Raw genomic sequence first — 25,615 nt, forward strand, 5'->3', positions numbered from 1 at the left:
TGCGCGTATCTGGTGCGGAAATTTGTGCTTGCATGTGGATTCCACGGTCGCTACAAAATTTCTTGCGCAGTTATCGATCGTCTCTCCCCATTATGCCTAGAATAAGTTTCTATGAGCTTCTTGGATGGCCTCAACGATGCCCAGCGTAGGGCTGTCGATCACCATCAAGGTCCCATGTTGGTTGTTGCTGGCGCCGGCAGCGGCAAGACGAGGGCCCTAACCCATCGAATAGCCCATCTAATAGGTGAGCACGGTGCAGATCCGGCGCAGATTCTGGCTGTTACTTTCACCAACAAAGCTGCTCGAGAGATGAAGGAGCGCCTTGAGCTGCTCTTGGCTCAGAAGCTTGCGCAAGGACAGTACGGCCAGCCCTGGAGCACTTTGCCGCCGGTAGAGCAGCGTCAGTTGCGTTCGCGCATCTACCGCGACGTCACCAAAGAGCTCTGGATAGGCACCTTCCACGCATTGTTTGCGCGGATGCTCCGTTACGACATCGATAAATTCCAGGACTCAGAAGGACTCACCTGGACCAAGCAGTTTTCGATCTACGACGAAGCTGATGCTCAGAGCCTGGTCAAGGAGATCGTCACCCAGGAACTGCAGCTTGATCCCAAGCGCTTTGACCCCAAGAAGACTCGTTGGGCGATCAGCAACGCCAAAAACCAGGGCTGGCTGCCCGACCAGCTCGAGGCCAATGCTGAAGGGCAACGGGGCAAGCTCACTGCCGATGTCTACAGGCGTTACCGCAAGGCATTGGCGGCAAATAATGCCCTCGACTTTGACGACTTGCTGCTCCTCCCGGTCCAGCTCTTGCAGCAAAACAAGCAGGTGCGCAGCTACTGGCACCGTCGTTTCCGTCACGTTTTGGTGGATGAGTATCAGGACACCAACCGCACCCAGTACGACCTGATCAAACTGCTGGTTACTGATGGTAAGGAACCGCAGGATTACGACGACTGGGCAGGGCGTTCGGTGTTTGTGGTGGGTGACGCCGACCAGAGCATTTACAGCTTCCGGGCTGCAGACTTCACGATCCTGATGGGCTTCCAGGAAGATTTCGGTGATCAGGCTCCCGATGAGGCCACTCGGACGATGGTGAAGCTGGAGGAGAATTACCGCTCCACCGCCACAATCCTGGAGGCGGCCAACGCGCTGATTTCCAACAACAGCGAACGGATCGACAAAGTGTTGCGCCCCACGCGTGGTGTGGGGGAATTGATCTCTCTCACCCGCTGTGATGACGAAATCGCTGAGGCGGAAGCTGTAGTGCACCGGTTGCGCACGATGGAAGCGGCCAATCCCGAGCTCAGCTGGGGTGACATGGCTGTGCTTTATCGCACAAATGCCCAGTCTCGTGCGGTCGAGGAATCGCTGGTGCGTTGGGGCATCCCTTACATCGTTGTGGGGGGACTGCGCTTCTACGACCGGCGTGAGATCAAAGATCTTCTGGCCTATCTGAGGCTGCTGATCAACCCGGCGGACACCGTCAGCCTGCTGCGGGTGATCAATGTGCCCAAGCGTGGCATCGGAAAGACCACGATCCAGCGGCTTACCGATGCGGCCAATCAACTGGGCATTCCTCTGTGGGATGTGGTCAGTGACCCTGAAGCGGTGCGTTCCCTGGGTGGTCGTTCAGCTAAAGGGCTGCTGCAGTTCTGCGATCTGGTTAACGATCTCCAGTCGCGCAGCCGTGAGGTGGCTCCCTCGGAACTGATTCAGCAGGTGATGGAGAAAAGCGGTTATGTCAGCGAGTTGATCTCTGATGGCACCGATGAGGCCGAGGAACGGCGTCGCAACCTGCAGGAATTGGTGAACGCCGCTCTTCAATACCAGGAGGAGAACGAGGAGGGTGATCTGGAAGGATTCCTGGCCAGTGCAGCACTGGCCAGTGATGCCGACAGCAAGGACACTGCCGCGGACCGAGTCACCTTGATGACGCTTCACAGCAGCAAGGGGCTGGAGTTTCCTGTGGTTTGCCTTGTGGGTCTAGAGCAGGGTTTGTTCCCTAGTTATCGCTCCCTCGACGACCCGGCATCCCTGGAGGAGGAACGACGTCTTTGCTACGTCGGCATCACCAGGGCGAAGGAGCGTTTGTTCCTCTCCCACGCCAGTGAGCGACGTCTCTGGGGTGGGATGCGCGAGGCGGCGGTTCCGTCGGTGTTTCTTTCGGAGTTGCCGGAGGCCTTGGTGCAGGGAGACATTCCACAGAGTGGTGGAGCGGCGCTCCGGCGTGAGCGGCGCCTTGAACGGCTCACCCGTGTGGATCGGGATAAACCCTCATCGGCCCCTGCTAATGCTGTACGTCGTCGTCAGGCAGGGCCAGCTCCGGGCCGGAGCTGGCAGGTGGGTGATCAGGTAATGCATGCCAGCTTCGGTGTTGGTGAGATCACCCATACCTTTGGCAGCGGTGAAAAGATTTCTATCGCAGTGAAGTTCGCAGGGATGGGCCCCAAAATCCTTGATCCGCGCCTCGCTCCAATCGAGCCTGTGGTTTGAGGTGGTTGAGTTCAAGAAGTCAATCCTGCACAAAGGCCAATGATCTGTTTACGCATTTGACTGTTGATGCAGTGAATTTGAGTAACGTGTTCCGTAATCATTGATTTGTAGCAGTAGCGCACACCGGTTTCTCAAATTTTCAAGCCGACTAAGGCGGCACGCACTGCTAAAAGTAATTTGTCTTAGCAATTCCTTTCTGCCAAGACACAGCATAGTTTTAGTACCTCTTGCCCGGACCCAGTGGTACTTGTATTTCTTGGGAAGTCGGTCACAATGTACGAGCCTGCTGGTACGGTCTCTCCGCAGCATTGAGGAAAGCATCGAGTCAACTATGTAGTCTGAAAGTTATGTTCTTACAAACACAGCACATTTGCAGGTGACAAGAGTAAGGCTGGGTGAGATCGAGATCGGGAATGACTGCCCGATGGTGCTCCTTGGTGGCGTGAATGTGTTGGAGGATGAGGCCTTCGCGCTGCGCTGCGCCGCGCATTACCGCCAGGTCTGTAGCCGTCTGGGTATCCCCTTGGTGTTTAAGGCCTCTTATGACAAGGCCAACCGTTCTTCGATTCACTCTTATCGGGGCCCCGGTTTACGAGAAGGTTTGCGCATCCTCCAGGCGGTGAAAGATCAGTGTGGTCTCCCTGTTATCACTGATGTCCACAGCCCAGAAGAGGCTGCTGTTGCCGCTGAGGTCGCTGATGTAATCCAGTTACCCGCTTTCCTGGCTCGTCAGACGGATCTTGTTGAGGCGATGGCAGCCACGGGGCGGGTAATCAACATTAAGAAACCCCAGTTTCTGAGCCCCGACCAGATGAAAAATATCGTGGATAAATTCCGCGAGTGCGGGAATGAGCGGCTTCTGCTCTGTGAGAGAGGCACCAATTTCGGTTACGACAATTTGGTGGTCGACATGCTCGGCTTCGGTGTGATGAAGTCTCGTTGTGATGATTTTCCAGTCATTTTTGATGTCACTCATGCGCTTCAGTGCCGTGATCCCGGTGGCAAGGCTTCGGGAGGGCGGCGTGCTCAAGTGCTTGATCTGGCTCGTGCAGGGACGGCCGTGGGTTTAGCCGGCCTTTTCTTGGAGTCTCATCCAGATCCCAGTCAGGCGTTGTGCGATGGGCCTAGTGCGCTGCCGTTGGATCTTCTAGAGCCCTTCCTAGACCAGGTTAAAGCGGTTGATGTACTGGTTAAGGGCTTTCGTCCTCTCCAGATCGACTGATTTCAGCGGCGCTGACACTTCGCTTACTCTCCTAACAATTCCTGGTCAAATTCGAATGGCGTGCGCGACGCCGCTGCCAATTTTCATCGGCTACGACCCAAGAGAGCGGGCGGCTACCAATGTTCTGATAGACAGCCTTTACCAGCACAGCAGTGTGCCCTTGGCGATCACGCCGCTGGTGACGCCCCAGTTAGAAGCACAGGGATTGTTTCGCCGCAAGCGGGACCCTAAACAGAGTACGGCGTTTTCTTTTACCCGTTTTCTTGTGCCCCATCTGATGGGGTATCAGGGCTGGGCCCTTTTCATGGATTGCGACATGCTCTGCCGGGCTGACATCAAAGAGCTCTGGGATCAGCGCGATGACACCTATGGCGCCATGTGTGTGCAGCACGAGCATGTTCCTGGTGAGACCGTCAAATTCCTCGGCGAGGTTCAGAGCCCATACCCCAAGAAGAACTGGAGTTCTTTAATGCTGCTCAACTGCAGCCGCTGCACCAAGCTCACGCCCGAGTACGTGAACACGGCAACGGGACTGGAGTTGCACCGCTTCCACTGGCTCGAGGGTGATCATGAGATCGGCGCCATCCAGGGGAGCTGGAATCACCTGGTGGATGTACAGGCTCCGCCGGAGTCCGAGGAGGCTGCTCCGATGCTGCACTGGACGCTCGGAGGCCCCTGGTTTCGCGAGCAGCGCACCATGGGAGGTCCCCTGGCAGCTGAGTGGTTCAGCGCTCGTGACGATGCAATGAAGCTCTGGGATTGATGGCGATTCGTAAGTGTGTGGTGGCCGTTCCGGCCCGATTGCAGTCCTCCCGACTGCCAAACAAAGTCCTGGCGGACATCGGCGGCCAACCGATGATCCAGCGTGTTCTTGAACGGTGCCGCCAGGCCCGCAGCGTTGAAGCGGTTGTGCTGTGCACCGACAGCACCGAGTTAAAGGCCCAGGCCGAGGGCTGGGGCTTTCCGGTGCTGATGACCGCGGAGTCGTGCAGCTCCGGCAGTGAGCGCATCGCATCGGTCGCCCCATCCCTCATGGCCCTGGCCTGGGGGGACGCGGATCCCGTTGCTGAAGAAACTGCCGTCATCAACGTGCAAGGCGATCAACCGTTCATCGATCCTGCTGTGATCGATGCCATGGCCGAGGAGTTCCAGAGCCGGGACCCGGTGCCTGCTGTGGTCACCCCCGTTTATGGGCTCAAGCCCGAATCGGTGCACAACCCCAATGTGGTGAAGACCCTGCTGGCCCACGACGGCCGTGCTTTGTATTTCTCTCGTTCCGCCATTCCCCATGTGCGTGATGTGGCAGAGGCGGAGTGGCATCAGCACACCACCTACTGGGGTCATGTGGGCATGTATGGCTTCCGGGGAGACGTGCTCGCTGGCTGGGATCATTTGCCGGCCTCCCCGCTGGAAGACCTGGAACGGCTCGAGCAGCTGCGGCTTATCGAAGCAGGCCTCACCATTGCCACTTTCCCGGTGCAGGGCACCTCGCTGTCGGTGGACACTGCTGAGCAGTTGGAACAGGCCCGGGCAATGGTCTGATCTCAGTCGTTGCGGTCCTTCCAGCCGTCGCGACTCAGACGTCCCCAGCGTCCACGTGCCTTAAGGATTCTCTCCGCTAGCTCGCGGACGGCTCCATGGCCACCACGCCGGCGAAGCACAGCATCCGCGCCGCGGCGGACGGGCTGACAGGCGTCGGCGGGGGCGAACAGCAGACCAATCACCGGCCGAACGGCCAGATCGTTGAGGTCGTCTCCCACGAAGGCGGTCTGCTCGGCGCTAACTCCAAGTTGGCTTTGGAGTTCCGTGAGGGCTGCCGGCTTGTCTTTGATGCCCACGAGGCAATTGTTGATGCCCAGTTGCCGTGCACGCACCTCCGTCGCTCCTCCCTGGCCACCGCTGAGGAAGGCGATGTCAATCCCCGCCTGTTGTAGCAAGCGGATCCCAAGCCCATCGCGCACATCGAAGCGCTTGCTCAGATGCCCCTCGGCGTCAAACCAAAGACCTCCATCGGTGAGCACACCGTCAACGTCCAGGACGAGCAGCTGAATTGATCTCAGCTGGCGCTGCAACAACCACCAACGCAGTGCCTTCACGCGAGTCCTGCCTGAACTAGATCATGCAGGCGCAGTAAACCCATCAGTTGGTGCTCTTGATTCACCACCGGCAGCACCGAGATCGGTTTTCGTCGGTTGTGCTCCATTTGCTCCAGGGCCTTCACCACCAAAACGTCGGCTTCCACCGTGATTGGATCAGCGGTCATCAAATCCTTTGCGGTCAATTGGCTCCAGGTTTCTGCACCGTGATCCAGCAGGGCACGGCGGAGATCACCATCCGTGAGGATGCCGAGCAGGCTTCCCGGACTGTCTGGATTCTCGACCCAACCACTGCCGATGCCGCCGCGCGTCAGACCGCCGATCACTTCGGGCAAGGGGGTGTGGGGCTGTAGGGGGTGCAGTTGGCTAGCGGGAACCATCAGGTCGGCGGCCGTGAGGGTCAGCTGCTTGCCAAGGGATCCGGCGGGGTGATTCAGGGCAAAATCTGCCGGTGAGATGCCGCGTCGTTCCATCCACACCGCTGCTAGGGCGTCGCCGATGGCCATGGCCACGGCTGTGCTGGCGGTGGGGGCAAGGTTCAGAGGACATACCTCACGGTCCACGCCGGCTTCCAGCACCACGTCACTGCCTCGTGCTAGCGAGGAGTCCGCCCGTCCAACGATGGCAATCCGTCCGGTTCCGCGTCGGGTGAGGTGGGGCAGCACTTCCAACAACTCGCTGGTTTCACCGCTGTTGGAGAGCAGTAGGCAGACGTCCTCGGCGGCCACAACCCCCAGATCGCCATGGAGTGCGTCGGTGGGATTGAGGAACAGGGCCATCAGCCCGATCGAGGAGAAGGTGGCCGCGATCTTGCGGGCCACGATGCCGCTCTTGCCCACACCCGTAATCACCAGCTTGGCCTTGCGATCGGCACATCGCTCCAGCAGATCGAGGGCTGCTTCCACCTGGTCGCTGCTCAAGCGTTCGGCAGCAGTGGCGATCGCTGAGGCTTCCTCCTCAAGGCAGCGGGTGAGAGCGGACAAGAACAGAATCCGTGATGATCAGTCCATTCTCCTGCACGCCCACCAATGGATCTTCGAGGTGTGCCGTCTTCCGTTCTGGAGGCGTTGCAGGGAGCGGCTCGAACTCTCGGTATCTCACGTCTGGCGTTGGTCGGTGGCGTCGTGCGCGATCAGCTGCTGCATCAGCGCTGTGGTCGAGCCTGGTCGGGTGTACACGATCTGGATTGGGTAGTGGAGGGAGATGCCGCTGCGTTTGTCTCGGAATTGATTCGCCAGGTCGGTCCTGAACGCATTACCGATGTTCAGGAGCATGGGGCCTTCGGCACGGTGGCGTTTCAGCTGGATGGAATTCCCCTTGATCTGGCGACGGCGCGACAGGAGCATTACCCCGCCTTTGCGGTGAATCCTGTTGTGCAAGCGGGCACCCTCCAGGCTGACCTTGCGCGCCGCGATTTCACGGTTAATGCCATGGCCCTCGATCTGCTGGGCAATGAGCTGATCGATCTCCACCATGGTCAGGAGGACCTCGCAGCCGGACAGTTGCGGTTTCTGCATGCTGGAAGCGTTCAGGACGACCCCACCCGGGTGATTCGAGCTGCCCGCTATGCCGCTCGGCTGGGTTTCCAACTTGCGATGGAGAGTCGTGCCCAGATCAGCAGCACCATTCAAATGTGGCCCTGGAACTGGCGTCAGGGAGATCCCGCCATGGCGGCACCGCCTGCTCTTGCAACACGACTGCGGATGGAGTTGGAGCGGCTGCTGGAACGGGAACCCTGGCCTCAGGCGCTGGACCTGTTGGATCAGTGGCAGGCAATGCCGTTGTTGGACCCCCAACTTCAGAACGATTCACGGCGCACGCAGCGGCTGCGCTGGTCTCGACGGCTGGGCCTTCCCCTGATGCCTGCTCTTCTGTTGGGAGCAGCAGACCCTGTTGCGGTCGCGCAACGGTTGCAGATTCCTGGCAAGCAACAGCAATGGCTGCAGCAGTGCGTGACCTTTTGCGATTGGTTGGTGGATGCTTCTCCTCCCTTGGAGGCTCCTCCATCGATGTGGTCTTCGGCCCTCGAGCATCAGGGTTGCTCGCCGGAGGTGGTGGCCCTTGCGGTGACCCTCCGTCCTCCGCAATGGAAATGCCTGCTGCGCTGGTGGGGCCGCTGGCGCAGGATTCAGGCGCAGCAAACGGCGCGTGACCTGATCGCCGCGGGATGGCAGCCGGGGCCGGCGATCGGTGTGGAGTTGCGCCGGCAGCGCAGTGAAGCTCAAGACCGAAGCCGATGAAACGTATTTGGCTCTTTCTGGTGATGGTTCTTTGCTTGGCCTTTGCCGTACGCACTTTTTGAGGAGACCTTGGCCAGGGGGCTTGGGCTTTGGCCGCTCCCCAAGTTGGGATTGATTCTGCTGATGGTGGTGGTGTTCAGGCGTTGGGGAGGACTGCATCGTTTGTCTCGGCCTGAGCGTGGTGTATTGGATCGAAGCGGCTTGATTCCGTCCCTGTTGATGGTGGAGGGAGTTGTTGTTGTGTCGTTTGTGAAGCCGATGGCGTTCAGCCGCTATTTCGTGGTGCTGCTGCCGGCGGTGGTTCCTGTCCTGGCGGTTCAGTTCGGTGCTCTAAACCTCAATCGCCTTGGTCGCGGCTGTGCCGTTGGGGTGCTGGGACTCTTGTTGGCCAGTTGGTGGGGGCCAGGTTTTTCCGAACTGGATCCTGCTCTGGGGGGAGTGCGTGAACAGGATCAGTTCCGTCTGGTCAGCCAACGCACCGCTGGCCTTGTGGAGCGTTATGGCCCGCGGGCCCGTTTGCTCAATCTCAGCGATCGTATGGAAGTTGCCATGGGTCGGATCCCATCGGATCCCCTGCCCTGGGGTGATGCCGACGATCTGGAGAAGCGTTTGGGAGTGCCGCCGTTGCCTTTGGAGCTTTGGCTGGCCAGCAGTGGACCTCCACAGGCCATGGAGCGCAAGCTCAAACCCTTGCAGTCACAAGTTGTGCAGGCTGGTTACCACTGTGAACAAATTGCGAACGACCTCAGTCATGCGCGGTTGTTGCGTTGCCGATCTGAAGCCATGGGCCGCTCCGAGTGAGTTGAGCGGCGGCTTTGCTGGTGCAGGCCAGCAGCAGGGGGCCACAGGTCTGTGGGTCCACCAGTAGTTCGAGCAAGGCTGGAGACGCGGGATCTTTTAGCTGAACCGGGCCTTCGAGCCACCGCCACGCAGCACGGTTCGAGGGGGCCAGCGTGCTGGAGATGCCGCGTTCGAACAGCTCCAATGCGCCGGGGTACGCCGGGATGGCAGAACCCTCCAGTTCGATGGTCAGTTCTGGACTGTTCTGGAGCATCTCGCCCAGATGCCCAAGCAGGCCGAAACCGGTGATGTCGGTGCAGGCGTGAATGCCCTCGCGGATCGGCTCGATCTGTTCAAGCAGCGTGTGCTGGCTGCAGGCCATGTTCTGCAGCGCAGTATCCAGGTCAGCCGCCTTGGTGGCGCCACTCATGGCCCCCGCAAACAGCACCCCGGTGCCCAGGGGGCGACTGATCAGCAAGGCGTCGCCAGCCTGAAGACCCGATTTCAGCCAGGGGGGTTGGTGGCTGTTGCCGTTCACCGTGAGGGTGATCTGCACCCCGAGGCTGGCCGGTCGCGGTGAGGCGCTGCGGGATTCCATCGTGTGTCCACCGATCAGCTCGGCGCACTGTTCTTCCAGAACCGAGCAGATGCCTGCCAGGGTCTGCACCAGAAGCTCCTGCTGTTCGTCGGCTGAAACCATCGGCAGCGTGATCGTTGCCATGGCGCTGGAGACCGGGGCACCGCAGGCCCAGAGATCAGAGCAGGCGTGCAGGGTCGTCAGACGGCCGTTGAGCCAGGGGTCACTCACCAGGGCTGGAAAGCCATCCGTGCTTTGCAGGAGTCCTGGATGCCCAGCGAGATGGGCGGCGTCTTCGGGCTGTCCGCCAAGCCCCACCTGTTCCAGTGCTGCTGTCAGGGGTTGGGCCGGCAACTTGGCCGCGCAGCCCCGGCAGGCCATCGGTGCTGCATCGGCCATTGCTGCTTGCTGCAGAAATCCAGTCATGAAGGACCGATCAATGCGTTGCTTCAGGTGCCAAAGCAGGCGGGATGGCCCCAGTCGCCAGCCGCCCCAACGCGCCCAAGCGGCATTCTCATGACTGCCGATGAGCTGCAGCGCCTTGCGCTGGGGATGCCAGGGCCGCAGGGGTTGCCCCTGGCAGGCCGCTTCCAGATTGATGGCCAAGGGGCGTCCGGCGCGCACCGCCCACACCCCAGATGCCGGCCGGGGTGATGCGCTGATCACGGCACAGTCGCCGCTGGCGAACAAGCATGGATGGCCTTCGACCCTCAGGTGGCGATCGGTACGGACCCGGCCATCGGGAGTTAAGGGAAGACCAGTCGTCGCCAGCCAGGCGGGCCCTTGGCTTCCCGTGCAGAGCAGGCTGGGTCCGTTGTGGCGGCTGTCGTCGTCGGTAACGGCGATATTGGCCTTTCGCAGCACGTGTTGGACGGCTGGATCCAGCTGTCCCCTGCGCTGTTGTAGCTGGAGCTCGCGTTGTGGCCAGCGACGGCGCAGGGCCAGGACCACCTCCAGGCCCGCAGCTCCCGCTCCGATCACCCGCAGTGGATTGGGATCGCTTGGATCTTCGCTTTCCAGAAAGGAAAGCGAGGCTTCCAAAGGTTTGATGGGGACCCCTGCGGCGCTCGGTCGGCTCACCGCTCCCACATCCAGGCTGAGCCAACTGAAGTGGAGTGCAGGGCGGTTGCGAAGGTGCAGAAGGTTTTGCTCAGGATTCAATCCGGTGATTTCTGCTTCCACGAAAGCCACCCCGGCTCGGTCACAGAGCTGACGCAGGTCGATGGCGAGCTCGTCGCGTTGATACATTCCAGCGATCAACCCTGGCACCATTCCTGAATACAGGGTTGTGCTGCAGCGGTTGACCAGAGTGATGTTCTGCGGTGGGCGTCGCTGTGGCTGCATGGCCCAGCGTTTGAGCAGAAGTGCATGGCTGTGGCCGCCACCGGCCAGAAGCAGCCCACTAGCTCCAGTCATGGGTTCTGCCGATACCCCGCTGGATTGCCCTGCTGCCAGGACCAGCCATCGCGGCACATCTCTTCAAGAGTTCGATGGGCACTCCAACCGAGCACGGTTTGCGCTTTCTCAGGGGATGCCAGTGAGCGAGGCACATCGCCAGGACGGCGCCCCACAAATTCCAAAGGGATGGTTAGTCCTGTGGCTTGCTCGAATCCACGCACCATCTCCAAGACGCTGAGACCGCGGCCAGTTCCAATGTTCAGGGTCAATGGATCAGGCGTTGTTCTTTCCCATAGGTGCTCCAGTGCCATGCCATGGGCTTCGGCTAGATCCATTACATGCAGGTAATCGCGGATGCATGTGCCATCTGGTGTGGGGTAGTCCTGCCCGAAAATCAACAATCGATCGCGTCGGCCTGCCGCCACCTGTGTCATGAAAGGGAAAAGATTGTTGGGAATTCCCATTGGATCTTCACCAATCCGTCCGCTTGGGTGAGCACCAACTGGATTGAAGTAGCGCAGGCAGGCCACTTGCCAGGAGCCCGAGCGGCAAAGGGCCGTCAACATCTGCTCTACAGCAACCTTGGTTTCGGCATAAGGATTCACCGGCGCCGTTGGCATGTCTTCTCGTAGTGGGAACGTCTCGGGTTTTCCGTAGGCGGTCGATGTGCTGCTGAATACCAGGGTTCGGCAGCCGTGGCGGTCCATCGCTGCCGCCAGAACGCGGCTTCCATTCACATTCACATCCCAGTAGTGGAGCGGGTCGGAGACCGATTCCTCCACGGCTTTCAGTCCGGCAAAGTGAATCACGCCATCCACGGTTCCGGCGGCACTGAAGGCCTGATCTACAGCGCTGGGGTCGCGCACGTCCCCCTCCACCAGGTTCAGTTGGGTTGAACCCGCCAGCTCCTGCACCCTCCGTAGAGCTTCCGGACTGCTGTTGTCAAAGTTGTCGAGTACCACGAGTTCATGGCCCTGTTCCAGCAGCACAAGGCAGGTGTGACTGCCAATGAAGCCTGCACCTCCGGTGATGAGCACGCGCCGAACCATATCTTTCCCCTCCCTCTGATTTATTGATCTTGGATCAAATGCATTGCGACAGCCTGCTGACGACCTGCGCGACTCAACTTAATTTTCGCCCATTGCCATGGGCTTGTGGAAAGAGGAAGCCTGCTTCCGTGCTTTAAGCGTTTGATCAGCGTGGAGGATTGCTCCCTGCTTGATCGGGGCAACTTGCTCAAGCCATTGGTGGTGCCGCTTGGTTCGCTTGAAGCGTGTGTGGAGGTGCCGAGCAACCAGATCGGTTTCGTACGGATGCCACAGGGATGGCAAGTCCATGTTGAAGCCTGTAAGCCTGCTGGCATCAGCATCGACTCTTTCCCCTTCAGTAACTTCGTAGTACTCAGGGGAAAAGCAACCCGCATCGGTTCCGATGAACTGGGGCTTGGTTCCCATCAGCAGCGTCGGGAACTCAATTTTCCAGTCATAGTTTAACTGGAAGATCATGAGCTCAAGCTAAAGGGTTGGTAGTCTTTGCCCTGCAGGTGGGCATCGGTTTGACGGTGCACTTCAAGCTGCACACGGTGTCTTTTTCCAGTTGCTCCTGAGAGAATCTCAAGACAAGGCGGAATCGCTGCAGCTTCTCTGAGTCAGTGCGAATTCTTTTCATTCATCAGAACTTCCCCGGGCAGTACGTCCACATCATTCGGAGGCTGGCCCAGCAGGGTCAGCATCACTTGGTGGCACTGGGCATTAATGAGTTGGATCGCGGGCGTGGAATTCCAGAGGGCCTCAACCACTTCAGTTACCGCCTCGATCGCGGCAACACTGATGGTCTTCATCCCCTGTTGATGGAAACTGAATCCAAGATCATCCGTGCCGAGGGCTGTGCCTGTGCGGCTGAGCAACTTAAGGCGCAAGGATTCACGCCTGATTTGATTTGTGCCCATCCAGGGTGGGGTGAACCTCTTTTCCTGAAGGCGATTTGGCCCGATACGCCACTGCTTTGCTACCAAGAGTTCTTTTACAACGAGTTCGGTTTCGACACCAATTTTGACCTCGAATTCGAGGCCAATCGTAGTTGGAAAGAGCAGGCGAAGTTGGCTATGAAAAATGCTTATTTGCATCTCACCTTTGAGCAGGCGGACTGGAACATCTCTCCTACCCATTTCCAGGCCAGCAGCTTTCCTAAGCACTGGCGCCAAAAAATCAGTGTGATCCATGACGGTGTAGACCTTCACTATGCCCGTCCCAATTCATCCCCCGCACCGCTCAAGCTTCCAGACGGCACGGTGTTGGAGAAGGGGCAGCCGATAGTCACCTTTGTGAACCGTTGTCTGGAGCCCTACCGGGGCTGCCACACCTTCATCAGGGCCATCCCCGAATTGCAGCGGCTATACCCCGAAGCGCGTTTGGTGATCGTCGGCAAGACCAAGGGGGTGAGCTACGGCGCTGCGTGTCCCGATGGCGAATGGATGGATCATTTTTTGGCGGAGATCAAGGGCAGGTACGACCACAGCCGTGTTCATTTCACCGGAAAACTTCCCTACAGCCAATTCATTCCCCTACTGCAGCTCTCCGCCTGTCACGTCTATCTCACCTATCCCTTTGTGATGAGCTGGAGCTTGTTAGAGGCCATGGGCTGCGGTTGTGCGGTTGTGGGTTCCGATACGGCTCCGGTGCGGGAGGTCGTTCGTCACGGCCAGAACGGTTTGTTGGTGGATTTCTTTTCGCCCAACGACCTGGCCGCGGCGGTGGTTGAGATGCTCAACGACCCAGATCGCGCTGCTGCGTTTGGTGTGTCTGCCCGCGAGACGGTGGAACGCACCTATGAACTGAATGCTTGCGTCACCCGACAGCTGGCCTTGATGGATCTGGTGGCAAGCCGCAGCCTCATGGGCTGAGGCCACCCGGCAGACTGAGTCGCTGTACCCGAATCCCGTACGTGAGTCAGCTCCAGAGCCTCAGGGGCATGGTGGATCTACTGCCGGAGGCGCTTCGGCGCTGGCAAGCGGTGGAGGCCGTGGCGCGGGAGCATTTCCAGAGTTCTGGGTTTGGTGAGATTCGGACGCCGCTTCTGGAGACGACGGACCTGTTCTGCCGTGGCATCGGTGAAGCCACTGATGTGGTTGGCAAGGAGATGTACAGCTTTCAGGATCGCGGCGATCGCTCCTGCACCTTGCGGCCGGAGGGCACTGCATCCGTGGTGCGTGCTGCCCTTCAGCACGGTTTGCTCAGTCAGGGCGCCCAGAAGCTTTGGTATGCGGGTCCGATGTTTCGCTACGAGCGCCCGCAGGCGGGCCGGCAGCGGCAGTTTCATCAGATCGGGGTGGAGTGGCTCGGGGCAGAGCGGGCTCGCAGCGATGTTGAGGTGATTGCTCTGGCCTGGGATCTGCTCGCCAGCCTGGGTGTCGGTGGCTTGCAGTTGGAGCTGAACAGCCTCGGCACCGCAGAAGACCGTCAGGATTACCGCAACGCCCTGGTGGCTTGGCTTGAGCAGCGGTCTGAGGCCCTCGATCCTGATTCTCAGACGCGGTTGAGCACCAATCCCCTGCGCATCCTCGATTCCAAAAACAAAGCTACCCAGGCGCTGTTGGAGGAGGCGCCAACGCTGGCGGATGCCCTTTGTGAGGCCAGTCGTGAGCGTTTTGCGGAAGTGCAGCGCGGGCTGACCGCCCTGGGCATTCCTTTCCGGCTCAATCCGCGGCTGGTGCGTGGTTTGGACTACTACAGCCATACGGCCTTTGAGATCACAAGTCATCAGCTCGGGGCTCAGGCCACCGTTTGTGGTGGTGGTCGTTATGACGGCTTAATCGGCCAGCTTGGAGGAGCCCCAACCCCCGCCATCGGTTGGGCTCTTGGCATGGAACGGTTGTTGTTGGTGCTGGAAGCAGCAGCCCAGGCGGATGCTCAGGGGGTAGCTGCGAGGTTGACGGCGGCCGCAGCCCCTGATGTATACGTCGTGAACCGTGGTGATGCGGCGGAGCGGTCTGCTCTTGCGTTGGCCCGGGACCTACGGGCTTCAGGGCTGCGGGTGGAGTTGGATGCGTCGGGCTCCGCTTTCGGCAAGCAGTTCAAGCGGGCCGATCGCAGTGGTGCGCCTTGGGCCTTGGTGATCGGTGAGGACGAGGCTGAGCGCGGTGAGGTTCGCCTGAAGGCGTTGAAGCAGCAGGCTGAGGAATCCACCGTTGCACTCGCGCCTGTGTCCGCGATCGTGGAGAGACTGCTGACCCCCTGAGGATGCAGATCCACCTCGTCACTGGCGGTGCCGGCTTCCTTGGCTCCCACCTGATTGATCGCCTCATGGAGGCGGGCGATGAAGTGATCTGCCTGGACAATTACTTCACAGGACGCAAGGCCAACATTGAGCGTTGGATCGGCTACCCCCGTTTCGAACTCATCCGCCACGACGTCACGGAGCCGATCAAGCTTGAGGTGGATCGGATCTGGCATCTTGCTTGTCCTGCCTCACCGATTCACTATCAGTTCAATCCGGTCAAGACGGCCAAAACCAGCTTCCTAGGCACTTACAACATGCTGGGCCTGGCCCGGAGGGTGGGGGCACGGTTGCTGCTCGCCAGCACCAGCGAGGTTTACGGGGATCCAGAGGTGCACCCCCAGCCTGAGAGTTACTGGGGCTCCGTCAATCCGATTGGTGTGCGCAGTTGTTACGACGAGGGCAAGCGCATCGCAGAGACGCTCTGTTTCGACTACCAGCGCATGAATGGCGTTGAGGTGCGGGTGGCGCGCATCTTCAACACCTATGGCCCACGCATGCTTCCGGATGACGGCCGGGTTGTGAGCAACTTCATTGTCCAAGCGCTGCGCGGTGAACCCTTGACGCTTTATGGGGATGGTTCCCAGACCCGTTCGTTCTGTTACGTGAGCGATTTAGTCGAGGGAATGATGCGCTTAATGAATGGCGCTCATACGGGGCCGATGAACATCGGTAATCCGGATGAATTCACCATCCGTCAGCTGGCCGAGCTGGTACGCGCACGGATCAATCCGGCCTTGCCGTTGATCGAGAAACCTTTGCCCGAGGATGACCCGATGCAGCGCAAGCCCATCATTGATTTGGCGCGCGAGCAGTTGAAGTGGCAGCCGACTGTGTCACTGGAGCAGGGCTTGGGCCCCACAATCGATTCGTTCCGTAGGGTCCTGGGACTTAGCGATCAGCCTGAGGCGTGACGATTCAACGCATCTGCTGCATTGGTGCTGGCTACGTGGGCGGCCCAACGATGGCGGTGATCGCGGATCGTTGTCCGCAGGTGCAGGTCACGGTGGTGGACCTCAACCAGGCCCGCATTGATGCCTGGAACGATCCAGACTTGAGCCGACTGCCGGTGTATGAGCCTGGTCTGGATGCCGTGGTCGGCCGGGCCCGGGGGCGCAATCTCAGCTTTTCCACGGCCGTGGAAGCCGCGATTGCGGATGCCGACATGGTGTTCATCTCGGTGAACACACCAACAAAGACGAAAGGCCTGGGGGCGGGCCAGGCCAGCGACCTGCGCTGGGTGGAGGCCTGTGCACGCACTGTGGCCCAGGCAGCCCAAGGCCACACGATCGTGGTGGAGAAGAGCACCCTGCCGGTGCGCACGGCGGCTGTGATCAAAACCATTTTGGAAGCGGCATGTGACGGAGAGGATCAGCGCACGTTCTCGGTGCTGTCCAATCCCGAGTTCCTGGCAGAGGGAACAGCCATTCGCGATCTGGAAGCCCCAGACCGGGTGTTGATCGGTGGTGACGATTCGATCTCCATCGATGCCCTTGCAGCGATCTACGCCCAATGGGTTCCGCAGCAGCAGATCCTGCGCACCAACCTTTGGAGCAGCGAGCTCTCCAAGCTCACGGCCAATGCCTTCCTGGCTCAGCGGATCAGCTCGATCAACTCGATTGCTGCTTTTTGCGAGGCCAGCGGCGCAGACGTGCGTGAGGTGGCTCGGGCGATTGGTACCGACAGCCGTATTGGCCCGAAATTCCTCAATGCTGGGCCAGGTTTCGGTGGCAGCTGTTTCCAGAAGGACATCCTCAATCTGGTGTATCTCTGCAGGCATTTCGGCTTGCCCGAGGTGGCGGATTACTGGGAGAGTGTGGTCGCGTTGAACACCTGGCAACAGCACCGCATTGCCCGCTTGGTGGTGAAGAACCTGTTCGGCACAGTGACTGGGAAGCGTTTGGCGATTCTTGGTTTTGCCTTCAAGGCCGACACCAACGACACCCGTGAGGCCCCGGCGATTCGCATCTGCCAGGATCTGCTGGAGGAGGGCGCGCAACTCATCATCCACGATCCCAAGGTTGCAACCGATCAGATGGCACGGGATCTTCAGCTGGAGTCAGCCTCCCAGGTGGATGTGCTCATTGGATCCGGTAGTTGGGCCAGGGCCAACAGTGTTGAAGATGCCGTGATGGGTGCTGATGCCGTTCTGGTGCTCACGGAATGGCAGCACTACCGCGATTTGAATTGGCAGGCTTTGGCCGCACGGATGCGCAAGCCGGCCTGGGTCTTTGATGCCAGGGCTGTCGCCGATCCTGCCCAGATCAAAGCCGCTGGCCTTAGCCTCTGGCGCGTTGGTGACGGGGAGGGGTGATGGCGCGCACGATCCTGGTTACTGGAGCTGCCGGTTTCATCGGAGCTGCCCTGAGTAAGAGGCTTCTCCAGCAGGGAGACCAGGTAGTCGGCCTCGACAACCTGAACGATTACTACGACGTAAGCCTGAAGCAAGCGAGGCTGCGTCAGATCGAGGCGGTCGCCCAGAAGGGTGATTGGCGCTTTGTGGAAATGGCTTTGGAAGACGGCGATGCCCTGATGGCGTTGTTTGCTGCCGAGAAGCCGACAGTGGTGGTCAACTTGGCGGCTCAGGCCGGGGTTCGTTACTCCCTGGAGAACCCGGCGGCTTACATCCAGAGCAATCTTGTGGGCTTTGGCCATCTGCTGGAAGGTTGCCGCCACCACGGCACCGAAAACCTGGTCTATGCCTCGAGCAGTTCGGTGTATGGCGGAAACCGCAATCTGCCTTTTCATGAGCAGCAGCCGGTGAACCATCCGGTGAGCCTCTACGCCGCCAGCAAGAAGGCCAACGAGCTGATGGCGCACACCTACAGCCACCTCTATGGCTTGCCGGCGACGGGTCTGCGGTTTTTCACGGTGTATGGCCCCTGGGGTCGCCCCGACATGGCCCCGATGCTGTTCGCCAAAGCGATCCTGGCGGGGAACCCGATTCGGGTGTTCAACCACGGCCAGATGCAGCGCGACTTCACCTACATCGAGGACATCGTGGAGGGGGTGCTGCGCTGCTGCGACAAACCCGCCACCGCGAACCCCGAGTTCGACCCCCTGGCCCCTGATTCCGCCACGGCCGCGGCACCGCACCGGGTGTTCAACATCGGCAACAGCCAGCCCACGCCTTTGCTGCGCTTCATCGAGGTGATGGAGGAGGCCCTGGGTTGCGAAGCCATTAAGGATTTCCAGCCCATGCAGCCGGGCGATGTGGTGGCCACTGCAGCCAATACCTCAGCTCTGGAGGCGTGGGTGGGCTTCAAGCCTTCAACGCCGATTGAAACTGGCGTGCAGTGTTTTGCCGATTGGTATCGCTCCTTCTACAGCGTCTGATCGCTTGTCGTCAGGCAGCAGTCGTCGCAGCGTTGTTGCATCAAAAAAGCCCCCTGGACAGAGACCAGTGGGCATTTTTATTTCGTAAGTGGCTTCCGATCAGGCGGAACCAACACCGGTGTAGGAGCCGTAGAAAAACAGGCCCACTACGAACAAAACAGCCATTCCGCCCGCCGTAGCCACCAGCCATAGAGGAAGAACGCCCTCGGTCCAGCGGCTTCTCCAGGGAACAGCAGGTGTCCCATCGGGGTTACGGTCGGGAATTCGACCGTCGGGATATGGGGATTTTTTTCCGCTCATCGAATAATCCTCAGTTGAAGAAGTAGCTGGACATGAGCACGCCGGTCACGAAGACAAACAGCAGACCCAGATACAGGCTGGTGCGGTTGAGTTCAACCGGCAGGTTGTTGGGATTGGGATTGCGTTCCATGGGTTGGATCAGCGGCGGATGAACTGCATCGCGGCGAGGGCGCCAAGGAAAAACACCGTCGGGATGCCGAGGGTATGCAACGCCAACCAACGCACCGTGAAGATTGGATAGTTGCGTGGCGTTGTGGCGACGGGAGGTGCTTGGGTCATGGCTTATTTCAGACGGATGTCGAGTTCGGATTTGCCCTCGTAGCGCTGGCTCACAACGGGAGCTTTGCTTTCCGAAGCTTGGAAGTAGGCGTCGGGACGAGGTGTTCCGAAGGCGTCGTAGGCCAGGCCGGTCGACACGAACAGGAAGCCTGCCAAAAAGATGGAAGGCAGTGTCACGGCGTGGATCACCCAGTAACGGATGCTCGTGATGATTTCGAAGAACGGGCGTTCTCCTGTTGAGCCGGCGGCCATGGCGTTGGGCGTATCAGGACGATGATCTTAGGAGGTGGCTCTGGTGAGCTGAGACTGAGGAAGATCCTCAGTTACACAGCGTTGCCGACCCAACGGAGCAAGTTGCCCCGCTCACCCAGCACAAAGGCGTGCTCTCCGTCGAAGACCATGCGGGTGAAATTGCTGGGTTGGCGGTCCCCGACGGGGTCGTTCTCCCAGCTGTCGCCGCCGTCCCGGCTCACCAGCAGAGTGCCGTTGCCGCCGCCGGCCCAGATGGCGCCATCGTCATCCCAGGCCAAATCCATGTAGCCGTAGCCGTTGGTGATCGGAATGATGGCTTTGCTCCAGCTGTCGAAATTCCCGGGCTCATCGTTGAGGCGAATCTGAGCGCCGCGGGCCACCATCCAGAGGTTGCCGTCGGGTTGAAAGCCGATGCTCTGCAGCCGCTGGCTGCTCACCCGCTGGTGGACTTGCCAGATCGATTCGCCCGGCTCCCAGGTGGCATAGAAATTGCCGAGGCCACTCACGCTCACGTAGCTGCCGTCTTTGCTGCGCCGCAGATCTCGGACGGCACCCGCCGCATCGGTCACCTTGGCTTCCCAGCTGCTGCCGTCGTTGTGGGTCTCATAGACCGCACCCACGTTGGTGGCAAGCTCTGCTGAATGACTGCCCAGGGCAGTGATCAGGTATGGCTCTCCGGGCAATTTGGTGTCGAGGAACAAGCGTGTCCAGTTCTGCCCCCCGTCGTCGCTGTGCATGAGCAGCCCGGGTTGTCCGGCGATCCAGCCTTCATCGCCGTCGAAGTCGATGCTGATCAGACGGAAGTTTTCTTCATCAGGCAGATCAAGGCTGCGCTCATTCCAATGGGCACCGCCGTCGTTGGTTTCACGGATCATCCGGTTGCTGCCCACCAGGTAGCCATGACGGCTGTCGGTGAAAGCCACATCAAGCGGATTGGCCTGGGTATCGAGATCCATGGCCTGCCATGGGCTCGTGCTGGCCGTGGGCACGTGGGTGGTGACGCAGCCGCTGAGGCTGACCCCCAGTACAAGCACCAGCAAAAGTTGACTGAAAGAGTTCAACAGACGTTTCATTGGTGGGCCTCAGCGCAGGGAATAAAGGGACAGGAAAAAGGCGAAGCCGAGGGCAAGGCTGCCGAAGATCAGAACATTCTTCTGCCCGGGCGTCATCCGATTCACCCCGAGGCCGAAATCGAGGTTCTCGTCGAAACCGCTGGCTTTAGCACGTGGACCGATGTCGCGGAAGGCGGCCACCTTGCTGCGGCAGACGGGGCAGCGGAATGCCAATGCGTCGAGATCCTCGAACGCTGTACCGGGTTCAATTCCGACCTTCTTGACCCCTTCATCGGGGTCATAGACGTAGCCGCAGCTGCGACATTCAAAACGGTGGGTCCGTGGGTCGCTCTCCGGAGCGGTTTCAACCGCTGGCTCCACCGTTTCGGTGGTTTCGACCGGCTGGACGGACTGTTGTTCGTCGCTCACCGCTGTGTTGCTGGGCCAGACGACTCTATCGACGACAACTTCAGGCGGTGAATGCCAGACTGGCCCGGTCTACGGGGACCTCCATGTTTGCCCTGCCCGGCTACGACGCCTTTCTGGGGTTTCTGCTGATTGCGGCTGCTGTGCCAGCTTTGGCGCTGATCACCAACAAATTGGTGGCGCCGAAAAGCAGTGCCGGTGAGCGCCAGCTCACCTATGAATCCGGCATGGAGCCCATTGGCGGGGCCTGGATTCAATTCAATATCCGGTACTACATGTTTGCGCTGGTCTTCGTCATCTTCGATGTCGAGACTGTGTTCCTTTATCCCTGGGCTGTGGCGTTCAACCGTCTCGGCTTGCTGGCCTTCATCGAGGCCCTGATCTTCATCGCCATCCTGCTGGTGGCCTTGGCCTACGCCTGGCGCAAAGGCGCCCTTGAGTGGAGCTAGTCATGCCTGAGAACACATCCCCTTCCATTGCTGCAGTTCGCGATCTGCGCGAAGCCAGCTGCGGTCCGATTGGTGCTCCAACTGTCACCAATGACTTAAGTGAGAACGTCATCCTCACGAGTCTGGATGACCTGCACAACTGGGCCCGTCTGAGCAGTCTCTGGCCGCTTCTTTATGGAACGGCCTGCTGCTTCATCGAATTTGCAGCACTGCTGGGATCCCGCTTCGATTTCGACCGCTTCGGTCTGGTTCCCCGCAGTTCCCCTCGTCAAGCCGATCTTCTGATCGTTGCCGGCACGGTCACTATGAAGATGGCCCCGGCCTTGGTGCGGCTCTATGAGCAGATGCCCGAGCCGAAGTATGTGATCGCCATGGGTGCCTGCACCATCACCGGAGGCATGTTCAGCGCTGATTCCACCACCGCTGTGCGCGGTGTTGACAAGCTGATTCCTGTGGACCTCTATCTGCCGGGCTGTCCGCCTCGCCCTGAAGCGATCTTTGATGCTGTGATCAAACTGCGTAAGAAAGTGGGGGATGAGTCGCTGGCGGAGCGGCGCAAGCACCAGCAGACCCATCGCTACATGTCGGTCTCCCATCAGATGAAGCGTGTTGAACCTGTCGTGACAGGTTCTTACCTTCGGGCTGAATCTCAGAAAGCCGCCCTGGCTGCAGCGCCGGCTGGTCAGACTTTGGCCACCGATGCCGCTGTGCTTACCCCTGCTTCTGAATCTGTCGAGTCATGAGCGAAACCCCTTCTAAGAAGACTGCCGCCTCGGATGACGCGGGTGCGGTTGTTGCTCCGGAGCCTGGTCCGGTGAGCCAATGGCTGAACAAGCAAGGTTTTGACCACAACAGCCTCGAGCCTGATCATCTCGGCGTTGAGCAGATCGGCGTTGACGCTGCCGTTCTTCCGATAATCGCTGCGGCGCTTAAGAGCAACGGTTTCGACTACCTCCAGTGCCAAGGGGGCTACGACGAAGGCCCCGGTGAGCAACTGGTTTGTTTCTATCACCTGTTGGCGATGGCTGAACAGGTTGAGGCCATGGCGGCCGATCCCTCAGCAAAGCTGCGGGAAGTGAGGATCAAGGTCTTCCTCGATCGTGAAGGCACCCCCTCGCTGCCGTCGATTTATGGACTGTTTCGTGGCGCCGATTGGCAGGAGCGTGAAACCTTTGACATGTATGGCATCCAATTTGTGGGACACCCGCATCCCAAACGGTTGTTGATGCCAGAGGACTGGAAAGGATGGCCGTTGCGCAAGGACTACGTCCAGCCTGATTTCTATGAAATGCAGGACGCCTATTGATCGCGTTCTCGTCGATGGGTTCGGTAGAAGCGCATCACCGCAAGGGCAAGGCTGCGCGAGTCGTGGCGCAGCGTTGCTGTTGGCCTCACCCCCTGCAGTGGTGCCTGCGTGACGTCGTAGCCGTCTGAGCGGAGCTTTTCCGCATCGCAACGCACGGGATCAGCGCCGCGGCTTTGGTAATACCGCACCAGGTCTGAATCGGGCAGGTCGTCCTGGGCCAGGACGGCATTGAACAGTCTGGGCTCAATGCCGAGAGTGGCGAGCTGTGCCTCGATGGCCCGGATGTGACCGCGCACATCCAGGCCATCGGTCTCGCCGGGTTGCGTCATCAGGTTGCAGATGTAGAGCCTGGGGGCCTTGCTGCGTTTGATGGCGCCCACCAGTTCCGGCACCAGCAGATTGGGGAGCAGGGATGTGTAAAGGCTGCCCGGTCCGAGCACGATCAGGTCGGCATTGGCGATCGCTTCGAGGGCCCGGGGCAGGGCCGGCGGTCGTTCAGGACTGCAGCCCAGGCGAACAATGGGGCTGGGGGCGTGGCCGATGTTGCTCTCGCCTTCGATCCGTTGGCCGTTTTCAAGTTCGGCCCAGAGCTGCACATCCACATTGGTGGCGGGCACCACCTGACCTTGCACGGCCAGCACACGACTTGATGCGGTGATGGCGGTTTCCAGATTGCCCGTGATCGCTGAGAGGGCAGAGAGAAACAGATTGCCGAAGCTGTGCCCCTCAAGACCGCTCCCGGCCGCAAAGCGGTATTGGAACAGGCGGGTGAGCAGTGGCTCTTCGGTGGAAAGGGCTGCCAGACAATTACGGATGTCACCTGGGGGTAGCACCCCCAGTTCCCGCCGGAGCACCCCACTGCTTCCGCCGTCGTCAGCGACGGTGACGATCGCGGTGATGTTGCTGCTGTAGCGCTTCAGACCGCTGAGCAGGGTCGATAAGCCTGTCCCGCCGCCGATGGCCACGATGTTGGGCCCCCGGTTCAAGCGGCTTTTGGCCCGCAGGGCATCCACCAGAACGGTGTCCTTGTCAGGGGCGAGAGCCTGTTGAATCGAGCCGAAGCTGCGGCTCTGTCCCCACAGCAAAAGACCGCTGCCGATCAGCAGCACCAGGGGTCCGGTGATCTCGCGCGGCAGCACGGTGGTGATGGTGCTCAGCAGCCAGCTGAGGGTTTCCAGGATCCAGTAGATCGGCTTCAGATCGGCCCAGACGGCGGCCCCTAGCAGTGCCGTCAACAGGCCCAGGCCGGAGGTGAGCAGCCAGCGCTTCACCACTAGGCCAGGTTGCAGCCAGCGCACGGCTCGTTGGGAGCGGGTCATCAGATCCCGTCGCCGCTGATTGCGCATCATCCGGGCTTGGCGTCTGCTTGTTGGGGGCTTCAGCGCCAAGGAACGGCTTTGTGAGCAATTTCACCGAACTGTACGGAGCTTGTGGAAAGGCGGCAGGATGACGTTGTTTTTCGGCCCAGATCGTGCCGCAGTCTCAACCTGTTGTGGAGATGCGGAACCTCACGATGCAGTGGGGTCCACGGCCTGTGCTTGATCGGGTCAGCCTGACGGTGCATCCCGGTGAACGGTTGGCCGTGGTCGGCCCATCGGGGGCTGGGAAGTCCACGGTGCTGCGGCTTCTGGCCGGTTTGCAGCTGCCCACCAGTGGTGAGCTGCGTTTGTTCGACCAGCCTCAGACCTACCTGCGACTTGATCAGATCGATCCGCCGGACGTGCGGCTCGTGTTCCAGAACCCCGCGCTCCTGGCATCGCTCACCGTGGAGGAGAACGTCGGGTTTCTCTTGCGCGAACGGACGCAGCTGTCGCGGCAAGAGATTCGCGATCGCGTGCATGTCTGCCTGGAGTCGGTGGGGCTCTATGACGTGGCTCATCTCTATGCCGGTGAATTGAGTGGTGGCATGCAGAAGCGGGTGAGCTTTGCCCGTGCCCTGATTGATGACCCTCAGAGGGGGGATCAGTCCATGCCTCTTTTGTTGTACGACGAGCCCACTGCAGGGCTTGATCCAGTGGCTTGTACGCGAATCGAAGATTTGATTGTCAAAACCACCACCGTGGCCCAGGGATGTTCCGTGGTGGTGAGTCACGTGCGCAGCACGATCGAACGCTCTGCGGAACGGGTGTTGATGCTCTACGACGGACAGTTCCGGTGGGAAGGGTCGGTGGAGGCGTTTCGCACCACAGAAAATCCCTATGTCGTCCAGTTCAGGACGGGTAGCCTGCGCGGACCAATGCAACCGGCGGAGCACTGATCACCATGCGACGCAGCGTTCGTGATGCCATCGTCGGATTCACGTTGATCGGCGGCATCATCGGATTCTCCTCCACCGCCCTCTGGCTTCGCGGGGTTCGTTTGGGATCAAGCCATTGGACGCTGACCGCACGTTTTAACGATGCGGCAGGTATGGCCGAGCGTTCTCCTGTCACCTACCGGGGCATCCTGGTGGGTTCAGTGCGCTCGATTTCGGTCACATCTGAGTCGGTGGTGGCCGAGCTCGAAATCAACAAAGCTGATCTGCGCCTGCCGCTGCCCGTGACTGCCACGGTGGGCTCGGCTTCCTTGTTGGGGGGGAGCGCCCGGGTGGCCTTGGTCAGTAGCGGAACCCCGCTTCCGCCGGATGCACCCCTCCCTCAATCGCCTGCTTGTCAGCCAACGCGACAACTTTGCAGCGGTGAAACTGTTGTTGGGCAAGAGGTCCCCAGCCTTTCCAAACTGCTGGCACAGGTTCAGGGCGAGCGGGTGATCCCCAATGTGGCGGCCTCGCTTGAACAGATTGAGGCCACCACGAAGTCATTTGAGCTGCTGACGGTGCGGCTTCAGGATGAGCTGGTCAAGGCTGGTCCCGTGATCCGCAATCTGGAGTTGGCCACGGCTCACATCAACAACATCGTGGCTTCACTCGACAATCCCCAAACGCTGCATGAGCTCAAGCAAACGGCCGCCAATGCCGCCCAGCTCACCGCCACGATCGATGCAGTGGGTGGTGACGTGGTTCAACTCACCGGTGATCCCGAGTTCATGGAGGGCGTGCGCAATCTCACCATCGGCTTGGGTGAATTGTTCGGCGAAATCTATCCAGCGCAAACCGCTCCATAGGCACGATATAGGGTCAGTATTGGTGTGAT

Annotated in this window: 28 protein-coding genes; 16 read left to right on the forward strand and 12 right to left on the reverse strand. The window is 59.9% G+C overall.

The window, feature by feature from the left end:
- Nucleotides 1-111: 111 nt before the first annotated feature.
- From DXY04_RS04590 to kdsB, 4 genes are all read left to right on the forward strand, one after another.
- Nucleotides 112-2,496, forward strand: coding sequence for a UvrD-helicase domain-containing protein (locus DXY04_RS04590; protein ID WP_115161161.1), 2,385 nt, complete (start codon nt 112-114; stop codon nt 2,494-2,496).
- 370 nt (nt 2,497-2,866) lie between these two features.
- Entirely contained in the window at nt 2,867-3,718 is an 852-nt protein-coding gene (kdsA, locus tag DXY04_RS04595) for a 3-deoxy-8-phosphooctulonate synthase (protein ID WP_115161162.1), read from the forward strand.
- A 55-nt stretch (nt 3,719-3,773) separates the two neighbouring features.
- On the forward strand, nt 3,774-4,481 hold the full coding sequence (locus tag DXY04_RS04600; protein WP_115161163.1) for a hypothetical protein: 708 nt from the start codon (nt 3,774-3,776) through the stop codon (nt 4,479-4,481).
- Entirely contained in the window at nt 4,481-5,260 is a 780-nt protein-coding gene (gene kdsB, locus DXY04_RS04605; RefSeq protein ID WP_115161164.1) for a 3-deoxy-manno-octulosonate cytidylyltransferase, read from the forward strand. The genes DXY04_RS04600 and kdsB overlap by 1 nt, the downstream gene beginning before the upstream one ends.
- Before the next feature lie 2 nt (nt 5,261-5,262).
- Here kdsB and DXY04_RS04610 read toward each other — a convergent pair whose 3' ends face one another.
- Both DXY04_RS04610 and DXY04_RS04615 read right to left on the reverse strand, forming a co-directional pair.
- Nucleotides 5,263-5,814 carry an HAD family hydrolase gene (locus DXY04_RS04610; RefSeq protein WP_115161165.1) on the reverse strand — a complete coding sequence of 184 codons (552 nt, stop codon included), beginning with the start codon at nt 5,812-5,814 and terminating at the stop codon, nt 5,263-5,265.
- Entirely contained in the window at nt 5,811-6,797 is a 987-nt protein-coding gene (locus DXY04_RS04615) for an SIS domain-containing protein (RefSeq protein WP_115161166.1), read from the reverse strand. The genes DXY04_RS04610 and DXY04_RS04615 overlap by 4 nt, the downstream gene beginning before the upstream one ends.
- A 45-nt stretch (nt 6,798-6,842) precedes the next feature.
- On the opposite strand from DXY04_RS04615, the gene DXY04_RS04620 reads away from it, so the two are divergent.
- Nucleotides 6,843-8,054 carry a CCA tRNA nucleotidyltransferase gene (locus DXY04_RS04620; RefSeq protein WP_115161167.1) on the forward strand — a complete coding sequence of 404 codons (1,212 nt, stop codon included), beginning with the start codon at nt 6,843-6,845 and terminating at the stop codon, nt 8,052-8,054.
- 42 nt (nt 8,055-8,096) lie between these two features.
- A complete protein-coding gene (locus tag DXY04_RS04625; RefSeq protein WP_206749651.1) occupies nt 8,097-8,855 on the forward strand; it encodes a hypothetical protein in 759 nt (252 codons plus the stop codon).
- Here the strand turns inward: DXY04_RS04625 and selD are convergent.
- The 3 genes from selD to DXY04_RS04640 all read right to left on the reverse strand — a co-directional run bounded on the left by selD (nt 8,800) and on the right by DXY04_RS04640 (nt 12,314).
- Complete coding sequence (selD, locus tag DXY04_RS04630) at nt 8,800-10,827, reverse strand: selenide, water dikinase SelD (protein ID WP_115161168.1); 2,028 nt, start codon at nt 10,825-10,827, stop codon at nt 8,800-8,802. The two genes, DXY04_RS04625 and selD, sit on opposite strands and share 56 nt — an antisense overlap.
- Nucleotides 10,824-11,858, reverse strand: coding sequence for a UDP-glucose 4-epimerase GalE (gene galE / locus DXY04_RS04635; RefSeq protein WP_115161169.1), 1,035 nt, complete (start codon nt 11,856-11,858; stop codon nt 10,824-10,826). The genes selD and galE overlap by 4 nt, the downstream gene beginning before the upstream one ends.
- 78 nt (nt 11,859-11,936) lie before the next feature.
- Complete coding sequence (locus DXY04_RS04640) at nt 11,937-12,314, reverse strand: hypothetical protein (protein WP_115161170.1); 378 nt, start codon at nt 12,312-12,314, stop codon at nt 11,937-11,939.
- A 233-nt stretch (nt 12,315-12,547) separates the two neighbouring features.
- On the opposite strand from DXY04_RS04640, the gene DXY04_RS04645 reads away from it, so the two are divergent.
- From DXY04_RS04645 to DXY04_RS04665, 5 genes are read left to right on the forward strand one after another with little or no spacing between them, the layout of a single operon-like run.
- Nucleotides 12,548-13,711 (forward strand): glycosyltransferase family 4 protein, encoded by a 1,164-nt coding sequence (locus tag DXY04_RS04645; RefSeq protein ID WP_371634517.1) that lies wholly within the window; start codon nt 12,548-12,550, stop codon nt 13,709-13,711.
- A gap of 41 nt (nt 13,712-13,752) precedes the next feature.
- Nucleotides 13,753-15,045 carry a histidine--tRNA ligase gene (gene hisS, locus DXY04_RS04650; protein ID WP_115161172.1) on the forward strand — a complete coding sequence of 431 codons (1,293 nt, stop codon included), beginning with the start codon at nt 13,753-13,755 and terminating at the stop codon, nt 15,043-15,045.
- Between the two features lie 2 nt (nt 15,046-15,047).
- Complete coding sequence (locus DXY04_RS04655; RefSeq protein ID WP_115161173.1) at nt 15,048-15,998, forward strand: UDP-glucuronic acid decarboxylase family protein; 951 nt, start codon at nt 15,048-15,050, stop codon at nt 15,996-15,998.
- The gene (locus DXY04_RS04660; RefSeq protein WP_115161174.1) at nt 15,995-17,398 is read left to right on the forward strand and encodes a nucleotide sugar dehydrogenase; all 1,404 of its coding nucleotides are present in this window, start codon (nt 15,995-15,997) and stop codon (nt 17,396-17,398) included. Before DXY04_RS04655 ends, DXY04_RS04660 begins: the two co-directional genes overlap by 4 nt.
- Nucleotides 17,398-18,420: an NAD-dependent epimerase gene (locus DXY04_RS04665; RefSeq protein WP_115161175.1), complete on the forward strand. Its 1,023-nt coding sequence runs from the start codon at nt 17,398-17,400 to the stop codon at nt 18,418-18,420. The genes DXY04_RS04660 and DXY04_RS04665 overlap by 1 nt, the downstream gene beginning before the upstream one ends.
- Nucleotides 18,421-18,519: 99 nt before the next feature.
- Here DXY04_RS04665 and DXY04_RS04670 read toward each other — a convergent pair whose 3' ends face one another.
- The 6 genes from DXY04_RS04670 to DXY04_RS04695 form a co-directional block, all read right to left on the reverse strand.
- Complete coding sequence (locus DXY04_RS04670) at nt 18,520-18,720, reverse strand: photosystem II reaction center protein J (RefSeq protein WP_011363231.1); 201 nt, start codon at nt 18,718-18,720, stop codon at nt 18,520-18,522.
- Between the two features lie 10 nt (nt 18,721-18,730).
- Nucleotides 18,731-18,850 (reverse strand): photosystem II reaction center protein L, encoded by a 120-nt coding sequence (locus DXY04_RS04675; protein WP_006852026.1) that lies wholly within the window; start codon nt 18,848-18,850, stop codon nt 18,731-18,733.
- 8 nt (nt 18,851-18,858) lie between these two features.
- Nucleotides 18,859-18,999 carry a cytochrome b559 subunit beta gene (psbF, locus tag DXY04_RS04680; protein WP_006851435.1) on the reverse strand — a complete coding sequence of 47 codons (141 nt, stop codon included), beginning with the start codon at nt 18,997-18,999 and terminating at the stop codon, nt 18,859-18,861.
- A gap of 3 nt (nt 19,000-19,002) precedes the next feature.
- On the reverse strand, nt 19,003-19,251 hold the full coding sequence (gene psbE / locus DXY04_RS04685) for a cytochrome b559 subunit alpha (protein ID WP_006850675.1): 249 nt from the start codon (nt 19,249-19,251) through the stop codon (nt 19,003-19,005).
- Nucleotides 19,252-19,322: 71 nt separating this feature from the next.
- Complete coding sequence (locus DXY04_RS04690; protein WP_115161176.1) at nt 19,323-20,324, reverse strand: photosynthesis system II assembly factor Ycf48; 1,002 nt, start codon at nt 20,322-20,324, stop codon at nt 19,323-19,325.
- A gap of 9 nt (nt 20,325-20,333) precedes the next feature.
- Nucleotides 20,334-20,732 (reverse strand): rubredoxin, encoded by a 399-nt coding sequence (locus DXY04_RS04695; protein ID WP_115161177.1) that lies wholly within the window; start codon nt 20,730-20,732, stop codon nt 20,334-20,336.
- A gap of 83 nt (nt 20,733-20,815) precedes the next feature.
- Here DXY04_RS04695 and DXY04_RS04700 point away from each other — a divergent pair, with 83 nt between their 5' ends.
- Genes DXY04_RS04700 through DXY04_RS04710 form a run of 3 tightly spaced genes read left to right on the forward strand, consistent with a single transcriptional unit; the run spans nt 20,816 to nt 22,484 of the window.
- Nucleotides 20,816-21,178, forward strand: coding sequence for an NAD(P)H-quinone oxidoreductase subunit 3 (locus tag DXY04_RS04700; protein ID WP_115161178.1), 363 nt, complete (start codon nt 20,816-20,818; stop codon nt 21,176-21,178).
- 2 nt (nt 21,179-21,180) lie between these two features.
- Nucleotides 21,181-21,921, forward strand: a complete 741-nt coding sequence (gene nuoB / locus DXY04_RS04705; RefSeq protein WP_115161179.1) for an NADH-quinone oxidoreductase subunit NuoB — start codon at nt 21,181-21,183, stop codon at nt 21,919-21,921.
- Nucleotides 21,918-22,484, forward strand: a complete 567-nt coding sequence (locus DXY04_RS04710; protein WP_115161180.1) for an NAD(P)H-quinone oxidoreductase subunit J — start codon at nt 21,918-21,920, stop codon at nt 22,482-22,484. Before nuoB ends, DXY04_RS04710 begins: the two co-directional genes overlap by 4 nt.
- Here the strand turns inward: DXY04_RS04710 and yvcK are convergent.
- Nucleotides 22,478-23,833: a gluconeogenesis factor YvcK family protein gene (gene yvcK, locus DXY04_RS04715; protein WP_115161181.1), complete on the reverse strand. Its 1,356-nt coding sequence runs from the start codon at nt 23,831-23,833 to the stop codon at nt 22,478-22,480. The genes DXY04_RS04710 and yvcK overlap by 7 nt on opposite strands.
- Before the next feature lie 149 nt (nt 23,834-23,982).
- On the opposite strand from yvcK, the gene DXY04_RS04720 reads away from it, so the two are divergent.
- Complete coding sequence (locus DXY04_RS04720; protein ID WP_170951345.1) at nt 23,983-24,741, forward strand: ABC transporter ATP-binding protein; 759 nt, start codon at nt 23,983-23,985, stop codon at nt 24,739-24,741.
- Nucleotides 24,742-24,746: 5 nt separating this feature from the next.
- Entirely contained in the window at nt 24,747-25,586 is an 840-nt protein-coding gene (locus DXY04_RS04725) for an MlaD family protein (protein WP_115161183.1), read from the forward strand.
- Nucleotides 25,587-25,615 lie beyond the last annotated feature (29 nt).

Origin of the sequence: Synechococcus sp. UW86, assembly GCF_900474085.1 — a bacterium.
GTDB lineage: Bacteria > Cyanobacteriota > Cyanobacteriia > PCC-6307 > Cyanobiaceae > Parasynechococcus.